General features: G+C 72.0%; 9 protein-coding genes and 1 pseudogene. 1 reads left to right on the top strand and 9 read right to left on the bottom strand.

The features are described 5' to 3' along the window. Positions 1-3 precede the first annotated feature (3 nt). From manA to KQY30_RS22410, 6 genes and pseudogenes are all read right to left on the bottom strand, one after another. Positions 4-1,172 (bottom strand): annotated as a pseudogene (manA, locus tag KQY30_RS22435) (mannose-6-phosphate isomerase, class I). Between the two features lie 202 nt (positions 1,173-1,374). Next, positions 1,375-2,514, bottom strand: a complete 1,140-nt coding sequence (locus tag KQY30_RS22430; protein WP_217308378.1) for an SIS domain-containing protein — start codon at positions 2,512-2,514, stop codon at positions 1,375-1,377. 78 nt (positions 2,515-2,592) lie between these two features. Then, a complete protein-coding gene (locus KQY30_RS22425; RefSeq protein ID WP_217308377.1) occupies positions 2,593-2,775 on the bottom strand; it encodes a Trm112 family protein in 183 nt (60 codons plus the stop codon). 250 nt (positions 2,776-3,025) lie between these two features. Continuing rightward, entirely contained in the window at positions 3,026-4,468 is a 1,443-nt protein-coding gene (locus KQY30_RS22420) for a phosphomannomutase/phosphoglucomutase (protein ID WP_217308376.1), read from the bottom strand. Positions 4,469-4,631: 163 nt separating this feature from the next. Beyond that, the gene (locus KQY30_RS22415; protein WP_217308375.1) at positions 4,632-6,248 is read right to left on the bottom strand and encodes an L-lactate permease; all 1,617 of its coding nucleotides are present in this window, start codon (positions 6,246-6,248) and stop codon (positions 4,632-4,634) included. 251 nt (positions 6,249-6,499) lie between these two features. Continuing rightward, complete coding sequence (locus tag KQY30_RS22410) at positions 6,500-6,925, bottom strand: DUF3499 domain-containing protein (protein WP_217308374.1); 426 nt, start codon at positions 6,923-6,925, stop codon at positions 6,500-6,502. A 274-nt stretch (positions 6,926-7,199) separates the two neighbouring features. On the opposite strand from KQY30_RS22410, the gene KQY30_RS22405 reads away from it, so the two are divergent. Further along, positions 7,200-7,628, top strand: coding sequence for a metallopeptidase family protein (locus tag KQY30_RS22405; RefSeq protein ID WP_217311248.1), 429 nt, complete (start codon positions 7,200-7,202; stop codon positions 7,626-7,628). 41 nt (positions 7,629-7,669) lie between these two features. Here the strand turns inward: KQY30_RS22405 and KQY30_RS22400 are convergent, their stop codons facing one another. The 3 genes from KQY30_RS22400 to KQY30_RS22390 form a co-directional block, all read right to left on the bottom strand. Then, positions 7,670-9,217, bottom strand: coding sequence for a DUF5719 family protein (locus tag KQY30_RS22400; protein ID WP_217308373.1), 1,548 nt, complete (start codon positions 9,215-9,217; stop codon positions 7,670-7,672). Then, complete coding sequence (locus KQY30_RS22395) at positions 9,214-13,119, bottom strand: glycosyltransferase (protein ID WP_217308372.1); 3,906 nt, start codon at positions 13,117-13,119, stop codon at positions 9,214-9,216. Before KQY30_RS22395 ends, KQY30_RS22400 begins: the two co-directional genes overlap by 4 nt. A gap of 501 nt (positions 13,120-13,620) precedes the next feature. Beyond that, entirely contained in the window at positions 13,621-13,884 is a 264-nt protein-coding gene (locus KQY30_RS22390) for a WhiB family transcriptional regulator (RefSeq protein ID WP_014046372.1), read from the bottom strand. Positions 13,885-14,520: the final 636 nt, after the last annotated feature.

The raw sequence follows: 14,520 nt of genomic DNA, 5'->3' as shown, positions 1-14,520 counted from the left end.
GAATCAGACCACCACTGTGGCACGGAACACAGTGCCCGTACCGGACAGTTCGGCCTTCTCGCCCGCGGGGACGAAGACCGAGGCGCCGGGTGTCAGATCCAGATCGTTCGCACGGGGGGTGCCCTCCGTGCAGAGAAGTATCTGGGGGGTGCCGGCCGTGAGATCGCGGGGTGCGGCGCCGGGCGCGAGAGCGAAGCGGGAGAGCCGGAACTCGTCGATGGGCGTCTCGTACAGCTCCTCGCCGGAGGACGATGCCCGCGGGCGCAGCACATCCGGCTCGCTCGCTTCGAAGCGCACGATCCGGAGGAGTTCGGGAACGTCCACGTGCTTGGGGGTGAGGCCGCAGCGCAGGACGTTGTCGGAGTTGGCCATGATCTCGACGCCGAGGCCGCTGAGATAGGCGTGCGGGACGCCCGCGCCGAGGAAGAGGGCCTCGCCGGGCTGGAGTTGTACGTAGTTGAGCAGCATGGCGGCGATGACACCGGGGTCGCCGGGGTAGTGGCGCGCGATCGACGCATACGGCGCGTGGTCACCGCCGAGCCGCTCGGCGGCCGCGGCCGCCTCGGCGACGGTGGCGGCCATCGCGGCGGGGTCGGCGCCGAGGACGGCGGTCAGGACCTCGCGCAGCGCGGCCTCTTCGGGGTGGGCGTGGAGGAGATCGACGTACGGCTTGAGCGAGTCGACGTCCAGGCGCGCGAGCAGTTCGGCGGCCTCGGCGGGGGCGCGGAAGCCGCAGAGGCCGTCGAAGGGGGTGAGCGCGCAGATCAGTTCGGGCTTGTGGTTGGCGTCCTTGTAGTTGCGGTGGGGGGCGTCGACGGGGACGCCCCGGCGCTCCTCGTCCTCGTAACCCTCCCTCGCCTGGGCGAGATCGGGGTGGACCTGGAGGGAGAGGGGGAGGCGGCGGCGAGGAGTTTGAGGAGGAACGGCAGACGGGGGCCGAACTTCCGGGCCGCGGCCGCGCCGAGTTCCGCCTCGGGGTCGGCATCGATGAGGTCGGAGAGCGCCTGCTCACCGGAGGCGGAGCCGCGGTCGAGGCGCGAGGGTGCTCCGGGGTGGGCGCCCATCCACATCTCCGCCTGGGGCTCGCCGGTGGGGGCGGTCCCGAGCAGTTCCGGGATGAGGGTCGTGGAGCCCCAGGCGTAGGGGCGCACGGTGTTCGACAGGCGGTCCATGGGATGAGCTTTCTGATACGGGGAGGGACGAGTCGGGGGTGACGACGTGGGGCGTGCGCCGGCGGCGCGGGTGTGTGCCGACGAAGGTTCCCATGCCGTACGAACAGTCGCTTTACGAAGGGTCGCCGTACGAAGGGGTGCTGTACGAACGATCGCCGCGCGAAGGGTCGTACGGAAGCGGGTCATGTCATGCGGAAACGGGTCATACGGGGGCGCCTCCGGCGAGGGCCAGATAGACGGTGGCGAAGTCGGTGACGGCGATCAGCTCGGCGAGGGCTTCGAGTTCGCTGCCCTCTTCGGGTTCGAGTTCGCTGATGGCGGTGTCATGGCCCAGGGCGAGTTCGCGGGCGGCGGGGGCCGCGGTGAGCCCGCCGACCGGGCGGTCACGGAGCAGGACGATCCGGGCGCGCAGGGGCTGGCGCTCCTCGACCCGGTCGCGGAAGAAGTCGTCGGGGTCGGCGGCGCCCGCGAAGTCACCGGCGAGCAGCGCGCCATGGGCGGGAAGGGCGTCCGGAAGCTGGGCGGCGAGAGCTGGCCGGCCGGCCAGCTCGGCCAGTACGGCGGCGAAGCGGCGCCCGGCGGGGGCCGCGGCCGTGCCCTCCGTCCAGATCAGCGGGAGGCTTTCGGCCAGTTCGGCGGCGAGGGTCTTGGCCGGGTTGCTGTACGTCGCGATGGCGGGGCCGCAGCGCTCGGCCGTACGGTCCAGCCGGTCGGCGACGAGTTGCAGCGTTCCGGTCGGCGCGCTGATCAGGCCGACGCGGTCGAGGAGCGAGAGCAGCGGGACGAGCAGGGCCCAGAGCGCGCCGGGTCCGGCGACCTGGACGGGTTCCCGCTCCAGCCACTCGTTCGGCGCGGCCGCCATCGGCAGGAGCAGACCGCGCGAACCGTCGACCGCCTCGGTCAGCGGCGACTGCCGGGGGGCGACGGCGACGACCGTACAGCCGCGGCGGTAGGCCTGTTCGGCGAGGAGGGCGAGGCCGGGTTCGCCGCCGTCGGTGGTGACGATCAGCAGCAGGTCCACCGGGCCGGCCCAGCCCGGGAGGGCCCAGCGCAGCGCGCCGGCGGCGGGGGCGACGCCCGTGGGACGCAGCCGGGTGACGGGCGCGGTGCCGCCGGCCAGGGCGCCGATCAGATCGGCGACACCGGTGGCGGCGGCTCCGGAGCCCGCGATCAGTACGGCGCGGGGGCGGCCCTCGGGGGCGAGCGCGGCGATTCCGGCCTCGGCGGTGTGCCGCAGGGCGGTGCGTACCCGGGCCCCGGCCTCGGCGGCGCCGCGGAGCAGTCCGCGGCGGTCGGCGCGGGCCAGCGCGTCGGGAGCGTCGAGCAGCGACTCGTCGAGCATGGGGTGGGCCTCCGATCGCCCGGCGCGGGACGCCGTGGTGGCGCTTGGGTGGGGCGCCTGGCCTGGCAGGGGGTCGGGTCAGGCGGGGCGGCGTGCCTCGTCCACGAGGAGGACGGGGATGTCGTCCCGTACCGGATAGGCCAGGCCGCAGTCCTCACCGGTGCAGATCAGCTCGGGGGTGTCGGCCGCCGTGTGGTCGCTGAGCGGCGCGTGGCAGGCCGGGCAGGCGAGGATCTCCAGGAGGCCGGCTTCGAGCGGCATGGGAGTGGTGTCCCTTCGAACAGGCGGGCAGAAACGGGTGGATCGGGCCACGTCAGCCTACCGCCGAGGGCCGGGGTGGGGCTCACCCGATGGTTTCCGCGGTGGCTGACGCATATGGGTGGCTGAGGCTGACGCAGGTGAGTGACTGGCACAGAGACAGGGCGTGCCCGGCCGCAGTCGCCATCGCAGGAACCGGTTCCGCCGCCTCGGAAGTGAACCAGAAGCGGGCCAGAAGTGGATCAGGAGCCGATCAGGAGCGGATCAGCGCCAATGCCTCGTCCCGGATCCTGGCCATTGTCGCCGGGTCGCGCGCCTCCACGTTCAGGCGCAGCAGCGGTTCCGTGTTGGAGGGGCGCAGATTGAACCACCAGTCCGCGCCCGTCACCGTCAGCCCGTCGAGTTCGTCGAAGGTCACGCCCTCGCGGACGGCGAAGGCCTCGCGGACCGCTGCGGTACGGGCCTGCTGGTCGTCCACCGTGGAGTTGATCTCCCCGGAACCGGCATAGCGGTCGTACGAGGAGACCAGCGCGGACAGGGGTCCCGGCTGGCCGCCGAGGGCCGCGAGGACATGGAGCGCGGCGAGCATGCCCGTATCGGCGTTCCAGAAGTCGCGGAAGTAGTAGTGGGCGGAGTGCTCGCCGCCGAAGATCGCGCCGGTGGCGGCCATCTGCTGCTTGATGAAGGAGTGGCCGACGCGGGTGCGGACGGGGGTGCCGCCCTGCTCCCTGACGACCTCGGGGACCGACCAGGACGTGATCAGGTTGTGGATCACCGTGGAGCCCGGGTGCTTGGCCAGTTCGCGCGCCGCCACCAGCGCGGTGATCGCCGACGGGGAGACGCCGGCGCCGCGCTCGTCGACGACGAAGCAGCGGTCGGCGTCGCCGTCGAAGGCCAGGCCGAGGTCCGCGCCCTCGGCCAGGACGCGGGCCTGGAGGTCCACGATGTTCTTCGGGTCCAGCGGGTTGGCCTCGTGGTTCGGGAACGTACCGTCCAGCTCGAAGTACATCGGCACCACGTCGAGCGGCAGGCCGGCGAACACGGTGGGGACCGTGTGTCCGCCCATGCCGTTCCCCGCGTCCACGACGACCTTCAGCGGGCGGATGGCGGAGAGGTCGACCAGGGACAGCAGATGCGCGGCGTACTCGGACAACGTGTCACGCTGCGTGATGGTTCCCGGCCGCACCTCCGGCCGTTCCCCCGGCCGTTCCCCCAGCCGCGCCCCCGCCCCCGCTCCCGCCGAAGAATCGGGTACGGAAGCCACAGAGCCCCGCGCGCCCGCGTCCGACGCGTCCAGCCAGCCCTCCACCAGCGTCCGGATCTCCGCCAGGCCCGTGTCCTGCCCGACTGGAGCCGCGCCCGCCCGGCACATCTTGATGCCGTTGTACTGGGCCGGATTGTGCGAGGCCGTGAACATCGCGCCCGGCAGCTTCATGCTCCCCGACGCGTAATACAACTGGTCGGTGGAGCACAGCCCGATGACCGTGACGTCCGCTCCGCGCGAGGCGGCTCCCCGCGCGAAGCTCGACACCAGTCCGGGCGAGGAGGGCCGCATGTCATGGCCGATGACGATCGCGTCGGCGCCGGTGACCTGGACGAAGGCGGCGCCGAAGAGTTCCGCGAGCCGGTCGTCCAGTTGGTCCGGGTACACCCCGCGCACGTCGTACGCCTTCACGAGCTGCGACAAATCGGCCATGGCCACCCCTCCATATGTGCTGCCACTGCGCCCACGACGCAGCCCACGACAAACTACCCAAGCCGGGGCCCCAGGGACGTCAAGCCAGGACCAAGGGACGTCAGGCCAGAACCCAGGGACGTGAAGCCAGGACCCAGGGACGTCAGGCCGCGCCCCAGAGACGTCAGGGCAGCATCCATCCCAGCACAGCCGTGCTCTGCCCGACCACGATCAGGCACATCACGAGGAGAAGCCCCAGACTCCATGGCAGCACCTTGCGCAGCAGATCCCCCTCCTTCCCCGCCAGCCCCACCGCCGCGCACGCGATCGTCAGATTCTGTGGCGAGATCATCTTGCCGAGCACTCCCCCGGAGCTGTTCGCCGCGGCCAGCAGCTCGGGCGACAGGCCGGATTCGCTCGCCGCCGTGACCTGGAGCGCGCCGAAGAGCGCGTTGGCCGAGGTGTCCGAGCCCGAGACAGCGACTCCGAACCACCCCAGGATCGGCGAGAGGAACGCCAGCCCGGCGCCCGCCGCCGCGACGAAGTGGCCGATGGTGGCCGCCTGTCCGGAGAGGTTCATGACATAGGCGAGGGCCAGTACGGAGGTGACGGTGAGGATCGCGTAGCGCAGTTCGCGCACCGTGGCCGCCCACTCCCGTGCCGCGTCCCCCGCCCGTACGCCCAGTACGGCGGCCGTGAACACACCGGCGAGCAGGACGAGGGTGCCGCCCGTGGCCACGAGCGGCAGGGAGAAGACATTGGCGCCGACCGGCTTCCCGGCCGAGTCCGCCACATCGAGGAAGGGCCAGTCGAAGAGCCGGGTCGCCTTCGCCAGCAGGTCCTTGACGGGCGGGATCTGGGCGGCCGAGAAGATCACCACGATCAGTCCGTACGGCGCGTAGGCGCGCAGCACTTCCGGGCGCGGGTCCTCACGGTCCAGGTCCTCGCTCCGTACGCCCGTGAGGACCGCCACCCGTACCGGCTCCGCCGCGGGCTTGCGCGCCGAGGGCACCGCCATCAGGGCCGCAGCCCCCGCCAGCGCGGCGCCGATGTCGGCGAGCTGGGCGGATACGAAGTTGGAGGCGGCGAACTGCGCGACGGCGAAGGCGATTCCGCAGGCCAGCGCGGGCACCCAGGTCTCGCGCAGCCCGCGCCTGCCGTCGACGAGCCCTATCAGCACGAGCGGTACGACCAGGGCAAGCAGCGGGGTCTGCCGGCCGACGACCGACGCGACCGTGTCCAGCGGCAGTCCGGTGACCTGAGCCAGTGTCACCACGGGCGTGCCCATCGCGCCGAAGGCCACGGGCGCGGTGTTGGCGACCAGCGAGACGACGGCGGCCTTGACCGGGTCGAAGCCGAGCGCGACCAGCATCACCGAACAGATCGCGACGGGCGCCCCGAAGCCGGCGAGCGCTTCGAGCAGCGCGCCGAAGCAGAAGGCGATGACGAGCGCCTGGATCCGGGGGTCGTCGGAGAGGCGCCCGAAGGAGCGCCGCAGGATGTCGAAGTGCTGGGTACGAACCGTCATCCGGTACACCCACAGGGCGTTGACGACGATCCACATGATCGGGAAGAGCCCGAAGAGCACCCCTTGGGCACCGGCGGAGAGGGTCTGGCCGAGGGGCATTCCGTACGCGAGCCAGCCGACCGCGACCGCGACGGCGAGGCCGATGAGCCCCGCGAGGTGCGCTTTCATCCGTACGGCACCGAGCAGGATCAGCACGGTGGCCAGAGGTAACGCGGCGACGAGTGCGGAGAGTGCGAGTGAGTCGGCGACAGGTTCGAGTTGCTGTACGAACACGACAGTCCTCCGGATTCCGCGATACGGAAACTGATCTCTCACGAGTGCAGGAATGGTCGTGTCCGCGACAAGTGAAGGTCAATGGCCCGCACAGGATCCGTAGCGGAAATCGCGGCGGGGACTCATACCGGCGGAGACCCGCACCGGCCGGGAGGGGACCCACACCAGCGGGGAGAGGAATCACACCGGCGGGCAGGGGACTCGCACCGGGGAGAGGGCTCGGGGAGAAGCACTCAGAGAAAAACAGCGGTTCAGGAATCGGGTGAGCGCAACACCCGCAGATGCCCCCGGCGCCCGACCTCCATCGGATCCGCCCCGCGCGCCGGCTTGCCACCGCCCTCGGCCGCGCGCTCCTGGGGGCGGGCGGCTTCCCGTACGGCGTTGGCGAGCGCCTCCAGATCGTCCCCGCTCGGGCGCGCCGGAGCCGAGCCGTCCGTCAGCCGGACGACCTCCCAGCCGCGCGGCGCCGTCAGCCGCTCGCTGTGCTCCGCGCACAGGTCGTAGCAGTGAGGCTCGGCGTAGGTGGCGAGCGGGCCGAGGACCGCGGTCGAGTCGGCATAGACGTACGTCAGTGTCGCGACAGCAGGGCGGCCGCACGCGGTGCGCGAACAGCGACGTACAGGGCTCACGACGTTGGACGGTACCGCACTCTTGAGCGGGCCGCGACGACTCTCCACCAGGTCACTCCCCCGTGTCGCACCGTGACTTCGGCCACAACTTGGCTGGAAGCGACCCCTCTGACCTGCATGGGAAGACGCGTGACGGGATAGCGACAAGCTGTCACCCAGTCACCACTTGGTACAAAACCTGTCAAGAGCAATGAGATCGGCGATCGCAGCACCGTATGCATTCGAGCCCAACCTTGGCCGGAATGCTCAATATGCGACATGAGGTACGAGCAGGACGACGGCGCGTTCGACCGGCGCCGGGGAGGGCTACCCTGCGTCAGTGATGGACAGTCCCGTACCGCCCCGCCCGATCGAACCACGACCGCGCCGGCGCGACCGACACGGCCGCGGAATGCGCGGACCCGTCGCACCTCCTCAGGTGCCGCTCTCCAGCAGTCGCTCGGAGTCGTTCCGTGATCTCGTCCGGGATTCCGTGGACCGGCTCGAACGGCGCTGGCCGCAGCTCGCGGATGTCGAGTTCATGGTGATGGACGTGCCCACCACTCAGGAGGAGACCGTACCGCTGGGCAGTTCGATGCCCGCGAACAAGGAGCAGCCCGCGCGCATCCTCGTCTTCCGGCGGCCGGTGGAGATCCGGACCAAGAACCGCGACGAACGCGCCATGCTGGTGCACGAGGTCGTGGTCGAGCAGGTGGCGGAGCTGCTGGGGCTGGCGCCGGAGTCGGTCGACCCGCGGTACGGGCAGGAGTAACGCGGCGGCGGGACCCCCATCGGAGCCCCGCCGCGGCACGCTCAGTCGCCCAGGATCGACAGATCCTCTCGTGCCTTCGGTACGGACACCGTCCCCCGGTCGTCCGGCAGCGTCTGCACCGTGAACATCGGGACCCCGTCCTCCGGCAGCGCGAGTGTGCGCGCCGCGTGGACCGGGCCGCCGCCCGGCTCCGGCTCGACCGTCAGCGCGTACGAGCCCTTCAGCCCGGCCGGCACCGGCGGGGTGAAGGCCAGCGTCGTACCGCCCTTGACGGTGTATGTCTTCTCGGCCTGTTCGCCGCCGCCGGTCCCCGCCGAGGCCGTGACCTTGACCTTCGCGGTCGCGCCCGGCGCGGTCAGCGAGAGTGTCGTGCCCTTGGCGCGGTTGTCGGCCACGGTGGCGCGCGAGGCGATCGGCGCGGTCGCCGGGATGAACGCGATCTCCTGCGACGAGCCCTTGCCACGGACCACCCGCAGCGCCGCGACCACCGGGGTCGCGCGCCCGCTCTGGGCCGGGCTGAGGATCAGCGATCCGGCCGCGCCCTTGGTGACGTCCGCGAGGTCGACGGACGCGGTCATCCGGGACTTGACGTGCAGGGTCTCGTTCCCGGCGGGGACGATCGTGCCGTCGGCGCCCGCCAGTTGCACCTTCAGATCGGCGTCGTCCTCGCCGGGCGCGAAGGCCACCAGCCGTACGTCCGTGGCGTCGGCGGGGATGCCGGGCAGCACCACCCGGCCCGCCGGATCGCCCGAGGCCGCCAGCCAGTCGCTGCCCGCCTTCTCGTCGGCGACCCGCAGCACGGCGCCGACCCGGCCGGTACGGGTGGTGACATGCACGGTCACATCGGGCGCCGCCTCGCTGGTCAGCGTGGAGAGAAGCACCGGCACGCTCGACTTCGCGGGCACCGGAATGCCCTCGCCGACATCCGACTTGAGGACGCCGTCCTTCCCGTACACCTCGATGTCGGCGACGGCGGCGGTGTCGTCGGGGTTGGTGAGATGGACATAGTCCTGGCGTGTCGCCTCGGTGCTCGCGCCGGGGAACCAGAAGTCGGTGTCCGGTCCCGCGCAGGCCGTCCCGAGCAGCCCGCGCGCGCCGCCGACGCCGACCGTGGTGGTCTGCTGGGTGGTCCAGCCGGGGGCGAAGCGGCCGGTGGCGCTGCCGACAAGGGCGGGGGCGTCGGCACCGCTCGCCTCACCGGCGACGGGTTTGCCGGGCTCCTTCAGCGTGATGAAGGCCTTGTCCTGCGCGGGAGCCTTGGCCGGGTCCTTCTTCTTGTCGTCCTTCTTGGCCGTGCTGTCCGCCGCGTCGGCCAGGGTGACCACGGACTCCCGCAGCTCGGCGGTGCCGGCCGCGTCACCGCCGGAGGTGCCCGCCGTACCTGCGGGGGTGAAGGAGGTGTAGGTCGTCTCGGCGACGTCCGACACGCTCGGCGCCGGGCAGAGCTGCGTGGTGCGCTCCACGGGCAGCAGCGCCGGGGCCTGCGCGACCGCCGTGTCCGTGGAGTCCGGCGCGGTCAGCGAGGCGAATCCGGTGATGGCGGCGAGGGCGGTGGCGGCCGCGATGAGGGAGAGAGTCGTACGGTTCACTGGTTGCTGCTCCCGTCGGGGCGCGGACGCCGGTCGTTCTCGTGGCCGTCGGCGTAGGGCTGCTGCTGGCCGTAGCCGTACGGGTCGTACTGGGACGGGTCGTACTGGCCGGGGATCTGCGCCTGGCCGTCCTGGTATCCGCCTTGCTGGTACGAGCCGTCGGGGTACTGGCCCTGCTCGTACGTACCGGCCGGGTACTGGACCTGCTGGTACTGGCCGTCCTGGTACTGGCCCGCGGGGTACTGCTGGTACGGCTGCTGCTGGTACTGGCCTTCGCCGTACTGACCGCCGTCGGCGTACTGGCCGTTCTGTCCGTGCTGGCCTTGCTGGCTGTTCTGGCCGTTCTGGTACGGGTCCTGGGCGTAGCCGACACCCGCGCCCGCCGCGGCGTTGGCGTCCCAGTCGTACGTCTGCTGCTGGGGAACGGAACCGTACGGATCGGCCGCCGGAGCCGCGTCGGGCATCGGCGGAACGGCCGCCTGGGGACCCGTCTCGTACGCGCCCGCCCGGTCCGTCCCGTACTCCCCGCCGTACTCCCGGGCCCCGGTCTCCGAAGGCTCACCGGCCTCGGGAGCCTCACGGGTCCCGGGCGCGGCGCCGGTCTCCTCGGGATCCCCGGTGTCCCCGGCATCCGCGGCCTCCGCCGCCGCCCGCAGCCTTCTGGCCCTGCGGCCCTCGCCCGCCGGCGCCTCCGCCGGAATCTCCGCCTCCTCCTCGGGCAGGTCGTCGTCGATCTCCCGGCGGCGCCCCGGCAGCGCGAGGACCAGCAGGACGACGGCGAGCGCGCCCTGCGCCCAGATCCACGCGGTGTGGGTGATCGGGTCCTCGTAGGTGAGGTCCAGCCGGCCGCCCTCGGCGGGCAGTTCGAATCCCTGTGCCCAGCCGTCGACGGTCTTCTTGGGCAGGACCTCGCCGTCGAGCGTGGCCTGCCAGCCCTCGGCGGCCCGGTCCGCGATCCGCAGTACCCGTCCCGCGGCGCCCGCCGGGATCTCCGTGTGCGCCTCGACCGGCCCGGCGGCCACGGCCAGCGGCTCGCCCGCGCCCTTGCCGTCGACGATCACGGCCCGGGAGATCTGCCGGTCCACGCGCCACAGCGCGCTGCCGTCGAGCTGGCTCAGCCGGGTCAGCCCCGGGGTGGCGTCGAGGACACGGCTCATCTGCCGTGGCGCCCCGTCCCGTACCAGCACATAGCGGATCGCGAACCCGCTGAGCTGGTCGGTCTGGTCCGCGCCGGAGCCCGCGACCAGATTCGCGACGATCTTGTCGAGCCGTGGGTCGCTGCCACCGGACTCGGCCAGCTCGGCGTCGCCGAGGCGCCCGCCGGAGCCGCGGACCAGGGTGTACGAGACCTCCGCCGGCGAGGTGCCGCCGAGGACCAGGGTGCGCGGCTGGTCGCGGGTGATGCTCTCCTCCGCGACGAACGCCGGGACCTGCACCGGGTCGCGGCGCTCCAGCGGACCCGCGGCGCCGCTGATCATCCAGCCGAAGGCACCGAGCAGCGGGGCGAGGACGGCCGCGGCGGCGATCAGTACGGCGACGGGCTGGCGCCAGCCGAAGTTCTCGGCGGCGACCCGCTCCCGGGCGCCGTCCGCGCCGAGCACGGCGGCCGCGATCAGCGCGATGCCGTAGACCAGGGTGGCGGGTCCGGCCCAGCCGGAGTTGTTGGAGATCACCGCGAAGACCAGCCCGAGGAGCGCGACGGCCCAGGCGGTACGGATGGCGAACTGCCGCTCGCCGCGCAGCAGGGCGGCCAGCGCGGCCAGCACGATCCCGATCAGCAGGACACCGCCCGCGGCCTTGGGGCCGCCGGGGCTCATCCCGAGCAGATCGAACGCGGAGGCCTCGCCGGTACCGAACTCCAGGCCCGCCTCGCGGAAGAACGCGGACGGACTCGTCAGCACCGACAGCGACCAGGGCGCGAGCATCAGTACGGGCGTGCCGAGCCCGGCCAGGACGCGCGCCCCGTACGCGGCGATGTCGTCGCGGCGCAGCACCAGGACCCCGAGGCCGAGCAGCAGTGCCAGCGGCCAGACCACCGGGGTGAAGGCCATCGCGAAGGTCAGCAGGAAGGCGTATGCCCAGGTGGCGCGCCAGCTCCCGCGCACGCCCTCGGCGTACGCTCCGGCGCGCATTCCGTATGCGGCGACCGCGGCCCGCGCGATCAGCGGCAGCAGAATGGCGAGGACGGCCGTACCGAGGCGCCCGGTCGCCAGCGCGCCGGTCGCGGCGGGCAGGAAGGCGTACGCGACGCTCGCCCACGCGCGCAGCAGCCGGGACTCGACGAGCGGGCGCGAGGCGAAGTAGGCGGTCAGTCCGGCGAGCGGCACCGAGCAGACGAGCAGCAGGGTCAGCGCGAAGCCGGTGGAGCCGAGGAAGAGCACGGACAGCGCGGCCAGTACGGCGAGATAGGGCGGCGCGGTCTCGGTGTTTCCCGTGCCGACGGCGTGCCAGCCGTCCGCGTACCGCGACCAGAGGTCGGAGACGTCCCCCGGCGCGGGCAGCAGCGCGCCGCCCGCCAGCGCGCCGCCGCCGAGCAGTCCGCGGCAGGCGACGAGCGAGACGACGAGAAGGATCGCGAAGAGCACGGGCCCGGGCTTGTGCGCGAGCTTCTTCAGCCGGGCGAACTGCTCGACCTCCAGGAAGTCGGCGTCGTCCCCGCCGGGTCCCGACTCGACGGCGCCGTGCCGTGAGCCGCCCGCGTCGGCCTCGTTGCCGGTGCCGAGGCTCGCGGCGATCTGCTCGACGGTGGCCCGTACGGTCGCACCGGGCGGCGGGAAGAGCGGGCGCAGCTCGGCCGGCTCGACGACGCCCTTGCCGCGTTGGCGCCTGCCGCCGATGATCCTGCCGGGCCTCAGCAGGGTGCCGAAGAGGCCCATGACCTCGTCGACGGCCTGCCCCGGCGCTTTGCCCACCAGATAGGCGAGCGTACGCAGCAGGGTGCCGACGACCAGGCGGAGCAGCACGTACGGGAGGACGGCGCCCCGTGCGTTGACGAGCATGGTGTAGACGGCGCCGGCCTTGTCGACCCGGTGCGGGTTGACGACGGAGCGGCCCGCGCAGTCGACCGTACGGCGCTCACGGGCGGCCGCCTCCGCGTGCCGCAGGACGGCGTCGGGGGCGACGAGCACCCGGTGGCCCGCGGCGTGCGCGCGCCAGCACAGGTCGACGTCGTCGCGCATGAGCGGCAGCCGCCGGTCGAAGCCGCCCAGCTCCTCCCACACATCGCGGCGGATGAGCATGCCGGCGCTGGAGACGGAGAGGACGCTGCGGACCTGGTCGTGCTGGCCCTGGTCCTGTTCGCGCCGGTCGAGCCCGGTCCAGCGGCGGCCGCTGTTGGCGATGGACACGCCGACTTCGAGGAGCTGCTTCCTGTCGTACCAGCCGCGCAGCTTGGGGCCGATGACGGCGGCGTACTCGTCGGAGTCGGCGACGCGCAGCAGCTCGGCGAGGGCGTCGGGCTCGGGCGCGCAGTCGTCGTGCAGGAGCCAGAGCCACTGCACGGGCTCGCCGTGGGGCAGCTCCGGCATGTCGTACGTGTCGTCGCGCCAGCTCCTGGTGACCGGGTCCCAGCCGCTGGGCCGCTTGAGATACGGCAGATCGTCGGGCGTGAGCACCCCGGCGGTACGGACCGCCTCGTCGACGGCCGTACCGAATCCGGAGCGGCGCGCGAGATGCAGGACGCGGTCGTCGCCGAGGGCCTCGGTGAGCAGCCGGGCGGAGTCGTCGGCGCTGCCGGTGTCGGCTGCCATGACGTTCTGTACGGGGCGTTCCTGGCCCAGCAGCCCGGCGAGGGCGTCGGGCAGCCAGCGCGCGCCGTCGTGCGAGACGAGTACGGCGGTCACGACGTGCCTCGGGAACTCCGGGGCGGTGGCGGGAACGAACGCGGCGGTGGTGGGGGACATTGAGGTAACGGGCCCTCCGGCCGAGGGGTCGCCCCGAAGGGGCGTGGAGCGTCTGGGACGGGGCCCCACACTAACGGCTGGCAACAGGACGGTCCGCCGCCCGCGGGGGAAGGCGCGGGCGGCGGACCGTTCGACAGGGACGAGGTTGTGACGTTCGGGGCTGGTGGTGATGGTGGTGAATGGGCGCTTTGGCGCGGGACAGCACCTGCGGGAGCACGCCGGGGGCGGGGTGAACGGCGCTCGGGTGCGGTGACGACGGGCGGCTCGGTCAACACCGCGGTCAGCCTCGGTCAACACCTCGGTCAACGCCTCGGCCGGCACGGGGTGGGCCGGTGGTTACGAGGCGGGGCGCGCCCGGCAGGGGTGTGCGGGCGTCACCGGGTGGCGGTCCACCCGAGGGGAGCGGGCGGGAGCGGCCGGGGATCGGGCGGGATGGGCGGAAGGGATCCGCCGGGATCGGGCGGAAACAGGAAGGGAACTGTCGCGAGTGGGCGCGAGCGGTCAGATCGCGGCCTTCTTCAGTCGCCGCCGTTCACGCTCGGACAGTCCGCCCCAGATGCCGAATCGCTCGTCGTTGGCGAGGGCATACTCAAGACATTCGGAACGGACCTCACAGGCAAGGCAGACCTTCTTGGCCTCGCGGGTGGACCCGCCCTTCTCGGGGAAGAAGGACTCGGGATCGGTCTGGGCGCACAAGGCGCGCTCCTGCCAGCCGAGTTCCTCGTCCGCGTCCTCGACCAGCAGTTGCTGGAACAGCTCGGTCATGTGCGCCCCTCGTCTGTCTTCGCGTCCCCGTGATCTGGCCGTTGTCGATTTCGGCCGAACGACACGAGTGAAATTACAAGTGCGTGCTCTGGGCCGGTCAAGCCGAGATCTGCTATTGGGCCCGGTATTCACTCTGCGGAACCAAGGCTATGCGGAAAGTGTTCAAATCACCAAAAACCTGACACATGCCACTGGCCTGCCCACATCCACCACCTCTCACCACGAGAGACGCCACGGACCGCGGCCCCGGTGCCGTCCCGGCAACGGAAGCGATCCGGATCACAGTCTGATCACAAGGGCGTGACGATGTTTGCGAGCACAGTCGCTGCCCCATGTCTCCGCGAGCGAGGGCGGACAAACCTCTCCCTCGCCGGAGTAACCGGATGAGGTGAAACATTGCCACCAAATCGGCCATCGAGTTGACACCCGCAACCGGGTTCGCCACCTTTGAGGTCATGCCAGTGATCCCCGCGCACACCGCGACCCACGTCCGTGGATTCCGCAGCGCTGTTCAGGCTCGCTGTCGCTGTCGCCGCTCCGGCTGTTGACGGGGAAGCCGCGATCGCTCTGATCGCCCCCGGTCTTCTCTCTGATTGACCCTGATCACCGACTGATCCCGATCACCGCGACCACTGT

The sequence above is a fragment of the Streptomyces sp. GMY02 genome (genome assembly GCF_019056675.1).
GTDB lineage: Bacteria > Actinomycetota > Actinomycetes > Streptomycetales > Streptomycetaceae > Streptomyces > Streptomyces odonnellii.
The sequence above is the reverse complement of the archived record's forward strand: the minus strand, read 5'-3'. Positions and strand labels throughout refer to the sequence as shown.

Coding starts and splice junctions, on each gene's coding strand:
- KQY30_RS22420 (WP_217308376.1), bottom strand. CDS start 4,468: ATGGCCGATTTGTCGCAGCTCGTGAAGGCGTACGACGTGCGCGGGGTG.
- KQY30_RS22395 (WP_217308372.1), bottom strand. CDS start 13,119: ATGTCCCCCACCACCGCCGCGTTCGTTCCCGCCACCGCCCCGGAGTTC.
- KQY30_RS22405 (WP_217311248.1), top strand. CDS start 7,200: ATGGACAGTCCCGTACCGCCCCGCCCGATCGAACCACGACCGCGCCGG.
- KQY30_RS22425 (WP_217308377.1), bottom strand. CDS start 2,775: ATGCCGCTCGAAGCCGGCCTCCTGGAGATCCTCGCCTGCCCGGCCTGC.
- KQY30_RS22390 (WP_014046372.1), bottom strand. CDS start 13,884: ATGACCGAGCTGTTCCAGCAACTGCTGGTCGAGGACGCGGACGAGGAA.
- KQY30_RS22430 (WP_217308378.1), bottom strand. CDS start 2,514: ATGCTCGACGAGTCGCTGCTCGACGCTCCCGACGCGCTGGCCCGCGCC.